Annotated in this window: 15 protein-coding genes and 1 pseudogene; 10 read left to right on the top strand and 6 right to left on the bottom strand. The window is 34.1% G+C overall.

Annotated elements, in window-relative coordinates; genetic code table 11:
* Positions 1–15: 15 nt before the first annotated feature.
* The 7 genes from rpoD to BN55_RS08410 all read left to right on the top strand — a co-directional run bounded on the left by rpoD (position 16) and on the right by BN55_RS08410 (position 6,237).
* Positions 16–1,155 carry an RNA polymerase sigma factor RpoD gene (gene rpoD, locus BN55_RS08440; RefSeq protein WP_008471704.1) on the top strand — a complete coding sequence of 380 codons (1,140 nt, stop codon included), beginning with the start codon at positions 16–18 and terminating at the stop codon, positions 1,153–1,155.
* Between the two features lie 80 nt (positions 1,156–1,235).
* Positions 1,236–1,949, top strand: a complete 714-nt coding sequence (locus BN55_RS08435; RefSeq protein WP_040469547.1) for a tRNA (adenine(22)-N(1))-methyltransferase — start codon at positions 1,236–1,238, stop codon at positions 1,947–1,949.
* Complete coding sequence (locus tag BN55_RS08430) at positions 1,946–2,743, top strand: Nif3-like dinuclear metal center hexameric protein (protein WP_008471702.1); 798 nt, start codon at positions 1,946–1,948, stop codon at positions 2,741–2,743. The genes BN55_RS08435 and BN55_RS08430 overlap by 4 nt, the downstream gene beginning before the upstream one ends.
* Positions 2,744–2,754: 11 nt before the next feature.
* Positions 2,755–4,002 carry a peptidase T gene (gene pepT, locus BN55_RS08425; RefSeq protein WP_008471700.1) on the top strand — a complete coding sequence of 416 codons (1,248 nt, stop codon included), beginning with the start codon at positions 2,755–2,757 and terminating at the stop codon, positions 4,000–4,002.
* 323 nt (positions 4,003–4,325) lie between these two features.
* Positions 4,326–4,694, top strand: coding sequence for a GntR family transcriptional regulator (locus BN55_RS08420; RefSeq protein ID WP_008471699.1), 369 nt, complete (start codon positions 4,326–4,328; stop codon positions 4,692–4,694).
* Positions 4,695–5,405 carry an ATP-binding cassette domain-containing protein gene (locus tag BN55_RS08415; protein ID WP_008471698.1) on the top strand — a complete coding sequence of 237 codons (711 nt, stop codon included), beginning with the start codon at positions 4,695–4,697 and terminating at the stop codon, positions 5,403–5,405.
* A gap of 1 nt (position 5,406) precedes the next feature.
* A complete protein-coding gene (locus tag BN55_RS08410) occupies positions 5,407–6,237 on the top strand; it encodes a hypothetical protein (RefSeq protein ID WP_008471697.1) in 831 nt (276 codons plus the stop codon).
* Positions 6,238–6,294: 57 nt separating this feature from the next.
* On the opposite strand, the gene BN55_RS08405 is transcribed toward BN55_RS08410, so the two are convergent.
* Together BN55_RS08405 and lepB are read right to left on the bottom strand one after the other, a co-directional pair.
* On the bottom strand, positions 6,295–6,480 hold the full coding sequence (locus BN55_RS08405; protein ID WP_008471696.1) for an LBP_cg2779 family protein: 186 nt from the start codon (positions 6,478–6,480) through the stop codon (positions 6,295–6,297).
* 25 nt (positions 6,481–6,505) lie between these two features.
* The gene (lepB, locus tag BN55_RS08400) at positions 6,506–7,087 is read right to left on the bottom strand and encodes a signal peptidase I (RefSeq protein ID WP_008471695.1); all 582 of its coding nucleotides are present in this window, start codon (positions 7,085–7,087) and stop codon (positions 6,506–6,508) included.
* Positions 7,088–7,172: 85 nt separating this feature from the next.
* Between lepB and BN55_RS08395 the strand changes: the two genes are divergently transcribed.
* From BN55_RS08395 to BN55_RS08385, 3 genes are read left to right on the top strand one after another with little or no spacing between them, the layout of a single operon-like run.
* Entirely contained in the window at positions 7,173–7,922 is a 750-nt protein-coding gene (locus BN55_RS08395; protein WP_008471692.1) for a hypothetical protein, read from the top strand.
* Positions 7,922–8,914 carry a hypothetical protein gene (locus BN55_RS08390; protein ID WP_008471691.1) on the top strand — a complete coding sequence of 331 codons (993 nt, stop codon included), beginning with the start codon at positions 7,922–7,924 and terminating at the stop codon, positions 8,912–8,914. Before BN55_RS08395 ends, BN55_RS08390 begins: the two co-directional genes overlap by 1 nt.
* Complete coding sequence (locus BN55_RS08385) at positions 8,898–10,289, top strand: RsmB/NOP family class I SAM-dependent RNA methyltransferase (protein ID WP_008471690.1); 1,392 nt, start codon at positions 8,898–8,900, stop codon at positions 10,287–10,289. The genes BN55_RS08390 and BN55_RS08385 overlap by 17 nt, the downstream gene beginning before the upstream one ends.
* Positions 10,290–10,313: 24 nt before the next feature.
* On the opposite strand, the gene fni is transcribed toward BN55_RS08385, so the two are convergent.
* From fni to BN55_RS08365, 4 genes and pseudogenes are all read right to left on the bottom strand, one after another.
* Positions 10,314–11,345 (bottom strand): type 2 isopentenyl-diphosphate Delta-isomerase, encoded by a 1,032-nt coding sequence (fni, locus tag BN55_RS08380; RefSeq protein ID WP_008471689.1) that lies wholly within the window; start codon positions 11,343–11,345, stop codon positions 10,314–10,316.
* Between the two features lie 16 nt (positions 11,346–11,361).
* The gene (locus BN55_RS08375; protein ID WP_008471688.1) at positions 11,362–12,438 is read right to left on the bottom strand and encodes a phosphomevalonate kinase; all 1,077 of its coding nucleotides are present in this window, start codon (positions 12,436–12,438) and stop codon (positions 11,362–11,364) included.
* 28 nt (positions 12,439–12,466) lie between these two features.
* Positions 12,467–13,441, bottom strand: coding sequence for a diphosphomevalonate decarboxylase (gene mvaD, locus BN55_RS08370; RefSeq protein WP_008471687.1), 975 nt, complete (start codon positions 13,439–13,441; stop codon positions 12,467–12,469).
* Positions 13,441–13,640, bottom strand: a pseudogene (locus BN55_RS08365) (mevalonate kinase); the annotation flags it as partial. The pseudogene BN55_RS08365 and the gene mvaD, both read right to left, overlap by 1 nt.

Below are 13,640 nucleotides of genomic sequence, written 5' to 3'. Positions count from 1 at the left end.
AGGAGGCTTTATTACATGGCAGAAAAAAACACTACCACTAAAAAAGATGTTTCTACTGAAGAAACAAACTTGTCACTAGATAAAATGGTGAAGCAAGTGGTCAAGGAAGTTAAAAAGAGTAAATCAATTACTGATACTGATTTTACTGCTCGCTTAATTAAGCCTTATCACTTGGAAGGTAAAGCAGTTGATCAATTGGTTCAAGAGTTCGAAGATAATGGAATTTCAATTGTTGATGAAAAAGGCGAACCTTCTAAGCTTGCCTTAAAAAAGCAAAAAGATGTTGAAAAAGCAGAATTAAAAGACATGTCTGCTCCTTCAAGCGTTAGAATGAATGACCCAGTTAGAATGTATTTGAAGGAAATTGGACGTGTATCATTATTAGATGCTGATCAAGAAATTGCTTTAGCTAAAAGAATTGAAGATGGCGATGAAGAAGCTAAACAAGAATTAGCTGAAGCTAACTTAAGATTGGTTGTTTCTATTGCTAAGAGATATGTCGGACGTGGCATGTCATTTCTTGATTTAATTCAAGAAGGTAATATGGGACTTATGAAAGCCGTAGATAAGTTCGATTATCGTCTTGGATTCAAGTTTTCAACTTATGCAACTTGGTGGATTAGACAGGCTATTACCCGTGCCATTGCCGATCAAGCTAGAACTATCAGAATCCCAGTTCACATGGTTGAAACTATTAACAAGTTAATCAGAATTCAACGTCAATTATTACAAGATCTTGGTCGTGAACCAACTCCTGAAGAAATTGGCGCTGAAATGGATATGCCAACCGATAAAGTACGTGATATCTTAAAGATTGCTCAAGAACCAGTTTCATTGGAAACTCCAATTGGTGAAGAAGATGACTCACATTTAGGTGATTTCATTGAAGATAAGGATGCTACTAGTCCTGAACAACATGCTTCTTATGAATTGCTTAAAGAACAATTGGAACAAGTTCTTGATACTTTAACTGATCGTGAAGAAAACGTCTTAAGACTTCGTTTTGGTCTTGATGACGGAAGAACTCGTACTTTGGAAGAAGTTGGTAAGGTATTTGGCGTTACTCGTGAACGTATTCGTCAGATTGAAGCAAAAGCCTTGCGTAAATTACGTCATCCAAGTCGTTCTAACCAGTTGAAAGATTTCTTAGATTAAAAGATATATTTAAAAGCCTTGTAGCTAAATAAAACTACAAGGCTTTTTTGATATTTTTACAAGTAAGTTTTAGATTATCTATGCTAAAATTTTTAGTAAGAGGTGAGAGTGTGTTAGAAGAAAGACTAGCTCAAATTGGACAGATGGTTGATTCAGGTAGTCGCTTGGCCGATATTGGAACTGACCATGCGTATTTACCAATTGCATTAGTAAAAAAAGGTAAGATAGATTTTGCCATTGCCAGCGATGTGGCTAGAGGTCCACTAGAGAATGCTAAGCAAGATATCAAGCAAGCCAACTTAGAAGATAAAATTGAAACAAGATTAGGCTCGGGATTAGAGACATTAACGCAAAGCGATCAAATTGATACTGTCGTTATTGCCGGCATGGGCGGTAAGTTAATGACAACTCTTTTAGAAAATGCCTATCAAGAAAATAAGATTTATCCAACTTTGATTTTAGAAGCAAATATTAGTGAACCGCTAGTTAGAAAATGGCTTCAAGATCATAAATATCAAATAGTAGACGAACAAATTATTGAAGTGGCTGGTCATATTTACGAAATAATTAAGGCAAAATTTGGACAAGAAAAAGCTATTTTTTCTAAACAAGAGCTTGAATTTGGACCATTTTTATTAAAAGAAAAGAATCCTATTTTTATTAAAAAATGGACTAATCAGCTTCATTATTATGAAAATTTAGTTACTAATTTAAATAAGGCAAAAAATAAAGATCAAGATAAAATTGATAGAATAAATGCTTTAATTAAAATGATAAAGGAAGTGTTAGGATGACTAAGGTTGCAGATATAGTAAATCGCTTCGAACAAGATTTCCCTAAAGAAATTGCGTCAAAAGGCGATCCTGTGGGGATACAGATTGGTTCAATGGATGCAGATGTTACAAAAGTAATGACAACTTTAGATGTGCGTCCGCAAGTAGTTGATGAAGCCGTTGAAAAGGGCGTTAACTTTATAGTTAGTCACCACCCAGTAATGTTTCGGCCAGCAAAAAACTTAGATTTTTCAGATCCGCAAAATGAAATGTATGGCAAAATAATTGCTAATGGAATTACAGTTTATTCTATTCACACCAATTCTGATAAGGCACAAGATGGTTCAGCTGATTGGCAGGCCGAAGAATTAGGTTTAAAAGATGTGGAACCTTTTGCCTTAGACGATGATGGTATTGCAATTGGTCGAAAAGGACGTTTAAACGAGCAAATGTCAGCTAAAGATTTTGCTTATTATGTCAAAGGTAAAATGAATATTAAGATGGTTCGCTTGATTACTGACAATAATGATAAGATGATCTCTAGCGTAGCCTTTATATGTGGCGATGGTGGTAAGTTCTGGCATCAAGCAGTTGATGAAGGCGTCGATGCATTTATTACTGGCGATGTTTATTACCACGTTGGTCACGATATGATTTCTAGCGGGTTAACCGTGGTTGATCCAGGCCACTATACTGAAAAGTTGTTTAAATATAAAGTGGCTGATCGTTTAAATAAGTGGAATGAGGAATATAATTGGGATGTGCCAGTTGAAATTTCCGAAGTTTCAACTAACCCATTTCAGGATTTATTTTAGGAGAGAATAAGATGACAGAGTATCCAACATTATTACCAAGATTTTTAAAATATGTAAAAGTGAATTCACGTTCTGATGAGAATTCAGATCGTTTTCCATCAACTGAAAGAGAAGAAAACTTTCAAAAAAATGTCATTATGAAAGACTTGGAAGAACTCGGCTTAGAAGATGTTCATTATAATCAAAAAAGTGGCTGCGTAATTGCCACTATTCCTTCAAATATTGATTATGAAGTTCCAACTTTTGGACTGCTTGCACACTGCGATACTGCAGATTTTAATTCTGTTGATGTAAAGCCACAAATTACTAAAAATTACGATGGCAAATCTAAGATTCAATTAGGCGATAGCGAATTTTACCTAGATCCAGAAGTATTTCCACATTTGAAGAATTATAAAGGACAAACTATAATTTCTGCTTCTGGCGATACTTTACTTGGTGGTGACGACAAGTGTGGTATTTCAGAGTTAATGACGTTTGCAGAATACTTAATGCAGCATCCTGAAGAAAAACACGGTAAGATTCGCTTGGCGTTTACGCCTGATGAAGAAATTGGCACAGGTGCTGAACATTTTGATGTTGAAGAATTTGGTGCAGATTTTGCTTATACTGTTGACGGTGAAGCTCCTGGAAAACTTGATTGGGGAACTTTCTCTGCAGCACAATTCAGTTTAGATATTCAAGGAGTAAACGTGCACCCAGCTGTCGCAAAAGGTCAAATGATTAATGCAATCCAAGTTGGAATTGATTTTCATAATCAATTACCACAGCACGATCGTCCAGAACACACTGATGGACGTGAAGGCTTCTTCCACTTAATGACTTTTGACGGTACTGTTGATTCAGCACACATGGATTATATTATCCGCGATTTTGAACGCGACGGTCTTGAGAGAAGAAAGAATTTGGTTAAAGACATCGTTAAAAAGATGAACGATGAATTTGGCATTGAAAGAATCAAGCTCAAGATGTGGGATCAATACTACAATATGGCCGACGAATTAGAAAAGCACATGGAAATTGTTGATTTAGCAAGAGATGCTTATAAGGCCGAAGGTCTTGAAGTTAACGAGGATCCAGTTCGTGGCGGAACCGATGGCTCTCAATTGACCTACATGGGATTGCCATGTCCTAATTTATTTGCCGGCGAAGAAAACATGCATGGTAGATACGAATATACGGTGCTCGAAAGCATGTGGAAAGCTGTGGATGTTTTACGTAAAATTAATCAATTAAATGTTGAAAGAAATAAAAAATAACAACTCATGAAACAAAATTGGTTACTTTTATCTTAAAAGACGTTAAATTGAATTAATTGCAAAAATATAACATATGGTAATGACAAGTATTTTGAAGATGCAAAGTTTAAATAAAAATTAAATATAGTTTTACACTTCGAATATAAATTCAAAACAAAAGTTGCAATAATTGCCTATATAGCAATACATTGTAGCTTTTTTATTTTGCTTAAAATAATTTAATAAATAAACGTGAAACATTTTAAAAGCAAATTTCTGTTGTAATTGCCATATTATTTGGTAAAATATTAGTGTAATAGATAAATAATACAGCAGGTGATTGAATGGAATTTCAAGATAATATTCCAATTTATGTTCAAATTGAAAAGTATCTGTATCGTCAAATCGCTTTAGGAAAAATTAAACCTGGAGAAAAAGTTCCTTCTGTTCGTCAATTGGCTGTTGATTTAACAGTAAATGTAAATACGGTTCAAAGAGCATTGAATCAGATGAATAACGAAGGAATTTTAGAAGTAAAAAGGGGATTGGGTTCCTTTGTAACTCGCGATACTGGTTTGATTTTAAAAAAGCGTGAGGAGTTAATACAAGATACTATGAGCGAATTTTTAGAAAGCACAAGGCAATTAGGCTTGAGTTCTAAACAAACGCTTGAGAAGCTTAAAAAATTCATTGAAGAAAAGAAGGTAGACTAGATGAATAACTCGCTATTAGAAGTTCAAGATCTTAACTATAAGAAGAATTTGCAAACTATTTTGCAAGACGTTAATTTAACGGTTAATTCGGGGAAAATTGTTGCCTTACTTGGAGAAAATGGTGCCGGAAAAACTACATTAATTAGAATTATTTCTGGCATTGCAAAGAATTATAAAGGCACTGTTGCAGTTAATGGCATGCAAAAAGAAGTTGAACGTAAAAGCCAAGTATCTGTCACTGATGCTTTAAAGGGTTTTAGCGATTCAACTAAGATTGATGAAATTGAATCATTTTATGAAAAGATTTATTCCGACTTTGACAATGACCAATTTAAAGAATTAAGAGAATTTATGAAGTTAAATGGCGAGATGAAGTTGCGACAATTGTCTAAAGGGATGCGTGAAAAGTTAGAAATTGCTTTAACTTTGAGTAGAAAAGTTCCTTTATATCTTTTAGACGAACCGTTTTCTGGAATTGATCCAATGGCTCGTAAGCGAATTATTAATTCAATTTTACTTTGGAAAGATCCTGAAGCAACGATGATTATTTCAGATCACTTTGTAAATGAAATTAGCACGATCTTAGATGAAGTAATTATCATCAAAGATAAAACTATCGCTTCGTATATTGCGGCTGATGATATTCGCGCAAAAGGTCAAAGTATTGAAGAATATTACGAAAGCCTTTATGAAGATGGGGGAGCTGAATAAGATGACAAGCTTTAAGAATATATTTGGACAAATGGCCAAAGTCAAAGTTCGCAGCATTTATTTATTAATTTTAATACAATTAGTTACTAGCATAATTATTGCTATTTGGGCGCTTCTTAGTGGTTTTTCAGGATTTAAGGGACAAGATAAACTAATGGCTTGGTTTATCTTTATGTTAACATTAATGCCTTTTATTGATATTGCCTATGTCTTTATTTCAAGTAGACAAAATGAAAAAGAATTCGACTCGCAAACTTGGCGTTTGATTCCTGTTTCTTCATCTAATTTCTATATTGCTAATATCTCGTCTTCTATTGTAAATGGCTTATATTTAGTAGTTTTGCAGTTAATTATGGGGTTCATCTCATTTTTACCAGCCTTATTTGACCATAACGTCCGTTTTAGTTTTTGGCAGTTAGGTAATGTAATGGGGAAAGAAGCAAGTAGTGGCAATTTGTGGAGTAAATTTAATGACACGTTCCCAGTAGGCTTGATTTTAAGTGAGTTTGTCAATTTTCTATTATTTGCTTTTCTAGTTTATAGCATTGTAGCTACAATTGATTTATCAAGTAAAACAATCATGGACTTCTTGCCAGAAAAGCACAGCAAATTCTTTAGAGCAGTAATTATTCTTGTTTTAGTCTTAATTTTAATTGTTGCTTCTGGAAATATAATGCATCTAATCTACCAATTTGATCCTGCAAATATATTGACAGGACAAATAAGATCTTATTCATCGGTTTGGTTTTCGAACTTATTCTTATTGATGTTTAGTATAGTTTTCAGCGGAATTAATGTTTGGCTTTTAGAAAAGTATCACGAAAGTAAGTAATTGCATAAAAATAAGATGATCAATTTTGATCATCTTATTTTTTATTGCTATTTAAAATTAGGAATTAGATTGAATATAATCTAAAACTTGTTCAGCTTCTTCAATAGTGAACTTTTCTTCGCCACTTTTCATTGCATGAATTTTTTCAACTGATAGGTGACTAGAAAAGGCAAGTGCTGTATCGTTAACATTATTTTTAACTTCAAAGTCGATGATTGCATCGGATAATTCTTGTGGACTCATTTTTGCTCCTTATTAAAAACTTCAATTAGAAAAATCTAAATTGATTGAATGGATAGTAGCGAACCTTTACTTCTCCAACAATAGCGCTCTTTTTAATAAAGCCGATCATCCGAGAATCTTTTGAAACATCTCTATGATCTCCCATTACAAAATAAGAGTCTTTAGGAACACGTTCTACACCGAATAGCTTTTTCAAAGTAAAGTTATTTGTATAAAGTTGACCTTTAGGCAATTTCTTTTCATATTGCGTTAGATAAGGTTCTGCAACTTTTTTACCGTTCACATATAGCGTATCATTTTTTGACTCAATTGTATCTCCAGGAACACCGATAATTCGTTTAATATACAAAGCACCCGGTTCGTCAGGAGCCTTCAAAATAACGATATCGCCACGTTGTAACTTGCTGTGACGTACAGCAATAATGCGATCGTTAGACTCAAAAGTGGGTTGCATTGATGGACCTGAAACAGTTTCGTTTGCAAATACAAATTTGAATAAAACAAAATAGATGGCCATGCAAACAACGACTGTGATCACAATATCAAGGATGGATTTTCCTAGGGATTCTTCTTCAGGTTGTCGTTTTTTGTTTTGTTTTTTCGACATAAATTCTACTCCTTTAACCAGTTACCTTTTATTATAACTGTTTTTGACTGTTTTGAATGGTAAAATCATATTAAGGAAAATTTTTATGAATAATTATCAATTAAAAATCAATAAATTAGCTAAAATAATACAAGAACCGATAATTAATAATCAAGTAAAAGAAATTAATAAAATTATCGAAACTATCAACCAACATGATGTTTTGGATAGACGACCCGTAGATCTAGGACTTGCACCAAATGAGTTAGATGAAATTCAAAGAAAAAATTTCCAATCTAAAAGAGTAGCAATTGAGCAAATCAATAATTTACTTAATAATTTTCGGAGTTTTTTGTCCAGATACTATGGCATTTGGTCTTTACCTAATCTTGAAACAGTCCACCTGCTAAAAAGTGAATTCGATCTTAAAAAGGGGTTAGAAATAATGGCCGGAAATGCTTATTGGTCGAAAGCTCTAACTCAAGCCAACGTGAAAATGATTGCTAGTGATTCTTTTACTTGGGCACAAGGTTCAAAAACAGGTCAAAACAATTTTTATCCTACACAAAAATTAGATGCCATAAGTTCCATTGAGAAATATGATGACGTTGATTTTATAATGTGTGCCTGGGCTCCAAATTTTGGCGATAGTGATTGTCAGGTATTAGATACTTATCGCAAATGTTGCGATTTAAAGCAGACAAAATTATTTTTTGTTGGAGAAAAAAACGGGGCTACTAATACCGCACAGTTTTGGCAAAAAGCACATCAAATAAAAAGTAAAAAGCTATTAAAAGTAAATCAATCATTTAAAAGTTTTGATTTTATTGACGAGAAAATTTTTGAGATAAAATAATGAAGTTTAAAAAATTTATTGTAATTTTAGTTTCACTACTATGCTTTATTGGCTTAGCAGTTACCTTATCAATTCAGCAATCGCAAAGAGCTGATCAAGTATTGAATAATAACGGCTTATCATCGCCTTATTATATTTTAAGTCCACGTAAAAAAATGACAATTAAGCACTTCTTGACTTATTTAGATAGGCAAAATGATGCTCATTTGCAGGTCCACTTTAAGTCTCCTTATGATAAGCGGAGAATTCTTATCTGGGCTAACTATAATTTAAAGAGCCAACCTATGTCAAAGGGCGAATCAAGATATTTTAGCAAGTCAGATTTTACTGGCAGTATTCCTTTTGCAGTTATTTCAGCTCAAACGCATGATAATTTAGTGACTTCGCAAAATAATAAATATATCAAAGAAGGACGCCATTATTATTCTGTTATCGGTGAATTAAAGCAAAATTCTGAAAATCCTAATGGGCAAACGCCATATTATCTTACTGCCGGAATTAATCAACCAACTGGATTAGAAAACATCAAGAATTTTAATATTACTATCGATGGAATTAACAAAAAAGATGTTCAGCAAGTTGCTAGATTTTCCAAAGCTACGGTTAAGACAGTAGATTATACAAAATCATACAACCGCAAGCATGGAATTAGTCCGACTAAGAAATTTATTTTTGCGACTTTCTGCGTTATTGTAGCAGCTGTTGATGCATTTATTTGGGCTTTGTTAGATAGTGTTCCTTTAAGAAGAAACTATTTCAAGAATGTCGTCTTGGCTAAATTATTACGTAGTTCAGGAATGCGATTTTTATTAGTAGATTTAGTATTGTTCTTGCTTGTTTACGGCGTTTTACCACTTATGATGTTTTATAGTAATCATGAGCAGTTATTTACCTTGTTATTAGCAGTATTTGCGCTGCAGTGCTTTACTTTTGGAATGACGATGCTATTTATCAAGAAGAGAAAGGATGAAAATAATGCAGTTACCAGATGAGTTTAAGCAAAAATATGAAAAGCTTTTGGGTCAAAATGATAGTCAGAAATTTTTCGCGGCAATTGATGGCAAAAAAGTCAGTGGCTTTCGTTTAAATCCTTTGAAAGATAACTATCAGGACGTTTCTTATGATTTAAATAAGAAAGTACCTTTTACTGAAAACGGCTATTATGGCAAAATTAGTGGCAGCGACATTGAATGGCTGAGCGGTTATGTCTATTCGCAGGATCCAAGCGCTATGTTTCCTGCTGAGGCAAGTCAAGTTACACGAGGACAAAAAGTATTAGATCTGTGTGCTGCTCCTGGTGGAAAGTCGACTGCTTTAGCCGCAAAACTTGATAATCAAGGCGTTTTAGTGGCAAATGAAATTTCTACTAGTCGAGCTAAAAAGTTGCGAGAAAACCTCGAAAAATGGGGTGCGAGCAATGTTTTGATCACTAATGAATCTCCTGATAAATTAGTTGCTAATTTTAAGAACTACTTTGATGTGATTTTGGTTGACGCTCCCTGTTCTGGAGAAGGGATGTTTCGTAAAGATCCAGATGCAATGAAGTATTGGTCGCAAGATTACGTCTTAACTTGTCAAAATCGTCAAAAAGAAATCTTGCAAAGTGCATATCAAATGCTGGTTCCTGGTGGAAAATTAGTGTATTCAACTTGTACTTATTCGCCTGAAGAAGATGAACAGATCGTAGAATGGTTAGTGAATAGGTATCAGATGCAAGTCTTGCCAATAAATGCGCAATCTGGTATGTCGCAAGGGCGTCCTGAATGGACCAAGAGTAATTTGAATGCTGTCAAAGATACAGTTAGATTTTGGTTTCAAAATGGTGTTGGCGAAGGTCAATATGTGGCTGTTCTTCTTAAAAATGAATTAGCAAAAGTAGACGATAATAAATGCAAAAAGAAGCGTAAGAATAAGAAAAAGAACGCTTCAAATATTGTCCGTTTGAACAAAGAAGAAAAAGACTTAATTGATCAACAAATAGATGATTTCAACTTGCCGACTTCGCTTAAAGACTGGCCTAAAAAAGCTCTAATTAGAAATGAACATGTTTTTGTGAGTGCAATTGATCCTGAAGACTTAGAAAATATTCATATCGTAAGCAACGGTGTTGAATTAGGGATTATGAAGAAAAAGCGCTTTGAACCAGGTCAACAGCTCGCACAAGTTTTAGGACAATTGCCACAAGAAAAGAAAGTTGAATTAGGTCAGGAAGAATTTCAAAAATATCTTCATGGCGAAGCTATTAAAGTGGAATCAACTCTGAAAGGTTTTGTTTTAGTCAGCTATAAAAACAAAGTATTTTCATTTGGCAAGTTAGGTGGAGATAAAATTTTAAAAAATTACTATCCAAAAGGATTACGAAAATAAAAAGGCTGCAAATTGCAGTCTTTTTCAATACATTGATTTAATTTGTTTTAAATAAGTATAGAGATCAGTATCTAAATAATACTTAACTTTTCTAGCATCTTTGATGTGATTTATACCGTATAATGCATTAAGCATAATTAATTCAGACTTAATTTTTTCAATTTCTTGGCATAATTCATTACTACCTAGAAAAGCAAATTTCAAAAAATGACTTGCAAGTCCGACATAATTTGCGCCTAACACAAGCGATTTAAAGATATCTAAGCTATTATTTATTCCACCGGAAGCAAAGATAGTTGCTTTTTGCTTAACTATTTTAGATGCAAGCAAAGCCTTAGGAGTAGACAAGCCAATATCTTCTAAAAAGGCTAGATCGTGGTGCTTACGTCTTTCATTTTCGATTTGGGCAAAATTAGTTCCGCCACTGCCACCTAAATCTAAATTAGTAAATGCATTTTTTATCAAAATATTGATTGTTGCTGGATCTAGACCTTGACCAACTTCTTTAATAATAATGGGTACGTCTAATTCTTCACGGATGCGTTTTAAATTATCTAGCCAGACAAAATTACGATCGCCTTCGGGCATGACAGCTTCTTGAACTGTATTTAGGTGAATCTGCAAAGCATCAGCTTGAAGGGTAGCTACAATTTCTTTAGCGCTTTCTGGGCTTGTATCAGGATTTACATTTGCAAAAATTAGACCATCTGGATTTTCATTTCGAGCCACAATAAAACTATTTAGCTGCTCAGGTTCTTTTTCTAAAATACTTGCTGATCCCAGTGCCATAGGAATATTTTCTTTGGCGCATGCTTTAGCCAAGCGTTTATTAATTTGATAAGACTTTTCAGATCCACCAGTCATTGCATTAACATAAATAGGCATTGAAATTTGATGATTAAAAAGCTGAGTATTTAAACTTTGATTATCAAATTTAGTTTCTGGCAAAGCAGGGCGGATAAGATGAACTTGATGAAAGTCTGAATTTTTTTGTTTATTAAAAAACATCTTGGCTAAAGCAAGATGTTCTTCTTTTCTTTGGGAACGTTGTGACATAACTTCTCCATGATTATTATTTAGCAATTGAGTGGACGCGAAAATTCAATGGTAGGATTCCGTTTTCGCGCCATAACTCTTTCAATTGTTTAATTTTAGTTTCGTCGTTTGCAATTACGATACCACAATCACCATTTCCAGCACCAGAAGTTTTTGCTGCACCGTCAAATTGTTCTGCGATATTGATCAATTTAGTTAAACGAGGAATTTCGATTGCAATATTATTGAGGGACGCAAATTCTTTAAGTAATTGGCGATTAAAACGGATTTGATTTTGAATTAATGCAATATTGCTTTCGCTAAAACCTTGAATCATTTTTAAAACGCAGTTACGAGAATTTTGCAAAAATTCCTCATATGCAGATTTAATGAATTTTTTCTTGGCATTAGTTTTATCGACAAGCTGGGAAGTCGAAGCTGGTGTTTGGCTCCAGCCGATAACTAACTTCATTCCTTTAGGAGGAGTTAAAAGTTGCACTCTAAGTCCAGGCCAAGCTTCATTTAAAACATAGCTTAAAGAATGATGTGAAAGTTCGTCTTTTAGCCAAGCTTTATCAAATGTTTGATAGGCAAGCCAGCCACCATATACACTAGCTGCGATATCTCCAGCAGAACCGTTTCCTTGAACTGAGTAGTGAGAAATAGCTGATAGCTTGAAAATCAAATCATTAGATACTTTCAAGCCGTAGAACTCTAAAATTGCTTTGACAGTTGCAACAGTAACTGCAGCTGAAGAACCTAGACCGTATTTTTTACCGTCAGCTGAATCTAAATCTGAGTTTACATGAAGATCATATAAAGACATTTGAACGTCTTGTTCTAAACAATAAGCTTCCGTATATTTAATCGCAGATAAAATATATTCAAACGGGTTATCACGGTTGTCAATCACCATCTGATTGCCTTTTCGAATCCAGTGAATTGAATCTTGCGAATATTGTTTAGAATGAATTAAGCCTTGAGAGCCTTTGCTTTTAGCGATAGAAACTCGGACAAATTCATTAACTGCTACTAAAATTGCTGGACAATTTTGTTCTAAAACTGCATATTCGCCAGCAATATAAAGCTTGCCGGGTGCTTTAACGGTAATCAAACGATATTCCTCTAATCTATTTTAAAATTTAATCCAAGTATTGAACTCCTGGACCGAAACTTGCATTGACTATTTTAACATTGCCTAATAGGTTGTGAATAGCAGAAATTATTTCTTTGCTATTTCTTAAGGTGCATAAAATTTTAACATTAGGACCTGCATCAATAGTATAATAGCACTCAATACCTTGCTGACGCAGAGTATGAACTAAATTAATTAATTCTAAAGTGTCTGGTTCAAAATAGGTAAAACCAGGGTTTGCGCTCAAATTAACTGCATGCATTTCATTAGCAGATTGTTCGCTAATTTCACCTAAGTTGGTAAAGTCGTGTTTTGCAATTGCTTTTTTTAGGGCATTAATTTCAGATTGATTCTCATTAAGCCAAGTTTGATAAAAAGGAGACTTTTGCGCCCATTGCATCCCGATAGAAGAAGAAATTTTCTTTTGCCCGGTATTTACTTCAACTGCCAACATATGTAGATCCCAATCAGGATTTTCATCAATTGCTTTAGCAAAAGAAGTTTCGTCGTTAGTGCCTTTTTGCCATTCAACGAATCCACCAAAAATTGATCTAGTAGCTGATCCTGAGCCAAGGCGTGCCAAGCGCGATAAGGCAGTTTTATCTAAATTTAAATCATAGCTTTTAGCAAAACTTGCAGCTAGTGCAGCAAAAGCAGAAGCTGACGAAGCAAGTCCAGCCGAAGTAGGGACATGGTTATAAGAACGAATCTCAAAGTGTTCATTTTGATCTAAGTTAAATTTTTTGCGTAATTCGTTAATATAATTAAACACTCGCTGACTTTGCTGGCGAGTTTGCTTGATTTCATTTAAATAAAAAGCATCTTGCTCTAAATCTTGGCTATGATTAAATTCCGTATCGGTATAAAAAGCATCTAAAGTCATGGAAATGCTTGACATTAAAGGTAGTTTTAAGGCTTTATCAGCTTTGCCCCAGTATTTGACTAATGCAATATTTGTATGTGCTCGTGCTTTAGCTTTCATTAAATTTCCTCGATCCAGTAATTTGAAAAGTTGGGTTGGGCCTTTTGACTAATTTCTTGAGCAACTTTTTGGTTAGGACATAAAGCAATGACAATTCCGCCTAAGCCACCACCCGAAAGTTTTGTTCCTAAAGCACCATTTTCATTGCTGATTCTGCAAATTTCGTCGATTCTCTTAGTAGAAAGACCAAAAGAACTTA

The sequence above is a fragment of the Lactobacillus hominis DSM 23910 = CRBIP 24.179 genome (assembly GCF_000296835.1).
Taxonomy (GTDB): Bacteria; Bacillota; Bacilli; order Lactobacillales; family Lactobacillaceae; genus Lactobacillus; species Lactobacillus hominis.
The sequence above is the reverse complement of the archived record's forward strand: the minus strand, read 5'-3'. Positions and strand labels throughout refer to the sequence as shown.

What these genes read in the sequence shown, in the direction of transcription:
- rpoD (WP_008471704.1), top strand. Translation starts at nt 16, where the DNA reads ATGGCAGAAAAAAACACTACCACTAAAAAAGATGTTTCTACTGAAGAA.
- BN55_RS08435 (WP_040469547.1), top strand. Translation starts at nt 1,236, where the DNA reads ATGCTAAAATTTTTAGTAAGAGGTGAGAGTGTGTTAGAAGAAAGACTA.
- BN55_RS08430 (WP_008471702.1), top strand. Translation starts at nt 1,946, where the DNA reads ATGACTAAGGTTGCAGATATAGTAAATCGCTTCGAACAAGATTTCCCT.
- pepT (WP_008471700.1), top strand. Translation starts at nt 2,755, where the DNA reads ATGACAGAGTATCCAACATTATTACCAAGATTTTTAAAATATGTAAAA.
- BN55_RS08420 (WP_008471699.1), top strand. Translation starts at nt 4,326, where the DNA reads ATGGAATTTCAAGATAATATTCCAATTTATGTTCAAATTGAAAAGTAT.
- BN55_RS08415 (WP_008471698.1), top strand. Translation starts at nt 4,695, where the DNA reads ATGAATAACTCGCTATTAGAAGTTCAAGATCTTAACTATAAGAAGAAT.
- BN55_RS08410 (WP_008471697.1), top strand. Translation starts at nt 5,407, where the DNA reads ATGACAAGCTTTAAGAATATATTTGGACAAATGGCCAAAGTCAAAGTT.
- BN55_RS08405 (WP_008471696.1), bottom strand. Translation starts at nt 6,480, where the DNA reads ATGAGTCCACAAGAATTATCCGATGCAATCATCGACTTTGAAGTTAAA.
- lepB (WP_008471695.1), bottom strand. Translation starts at nt 7,087, where the DNA reads ATGTCGAAAAAACAAAACAAAAAACGACAACCTGAAGAAGAATCCCTA.
- BN55_RS08395 (WP_008471692.1), top strand. Translation starts at nt 7,173, where the DNA reads ATGAATAATTATCAATTAAAAATCAATAAATTAGCTAAAATAATACAA.
- BN55_RS08390 (WP_008471691.1), top strand. Translation starts at nt 7,922, where the DNA reads ATGAAGTTTAAAAAATTTATTGTAATTTTAGTTTCACTACTATGCTTT.
- BN55_RS08385 (WP_008471690.1), top strand. Translation starts at nt 8,898, where the DNA reads ATGCAGTTACCAGATGAGTTTAAGCAAAAATATGAAAAGCTTTTGGGT.
- fni (WP_008471689.1), bottom strand. Translation starts at nt 11,345, where the DNA reads ATGTCACAACGTTCCCAAAGAAAAGAAGAACATCTTGCTTTAGCCAAG.
- mvaD (WP_008471687.1), bottom strand. Translation starts at nt 13,441, where the DNA reads ATGAAAGCTAAAGCACGAGCACATACAAATATTGCATTAGTCAAATAC.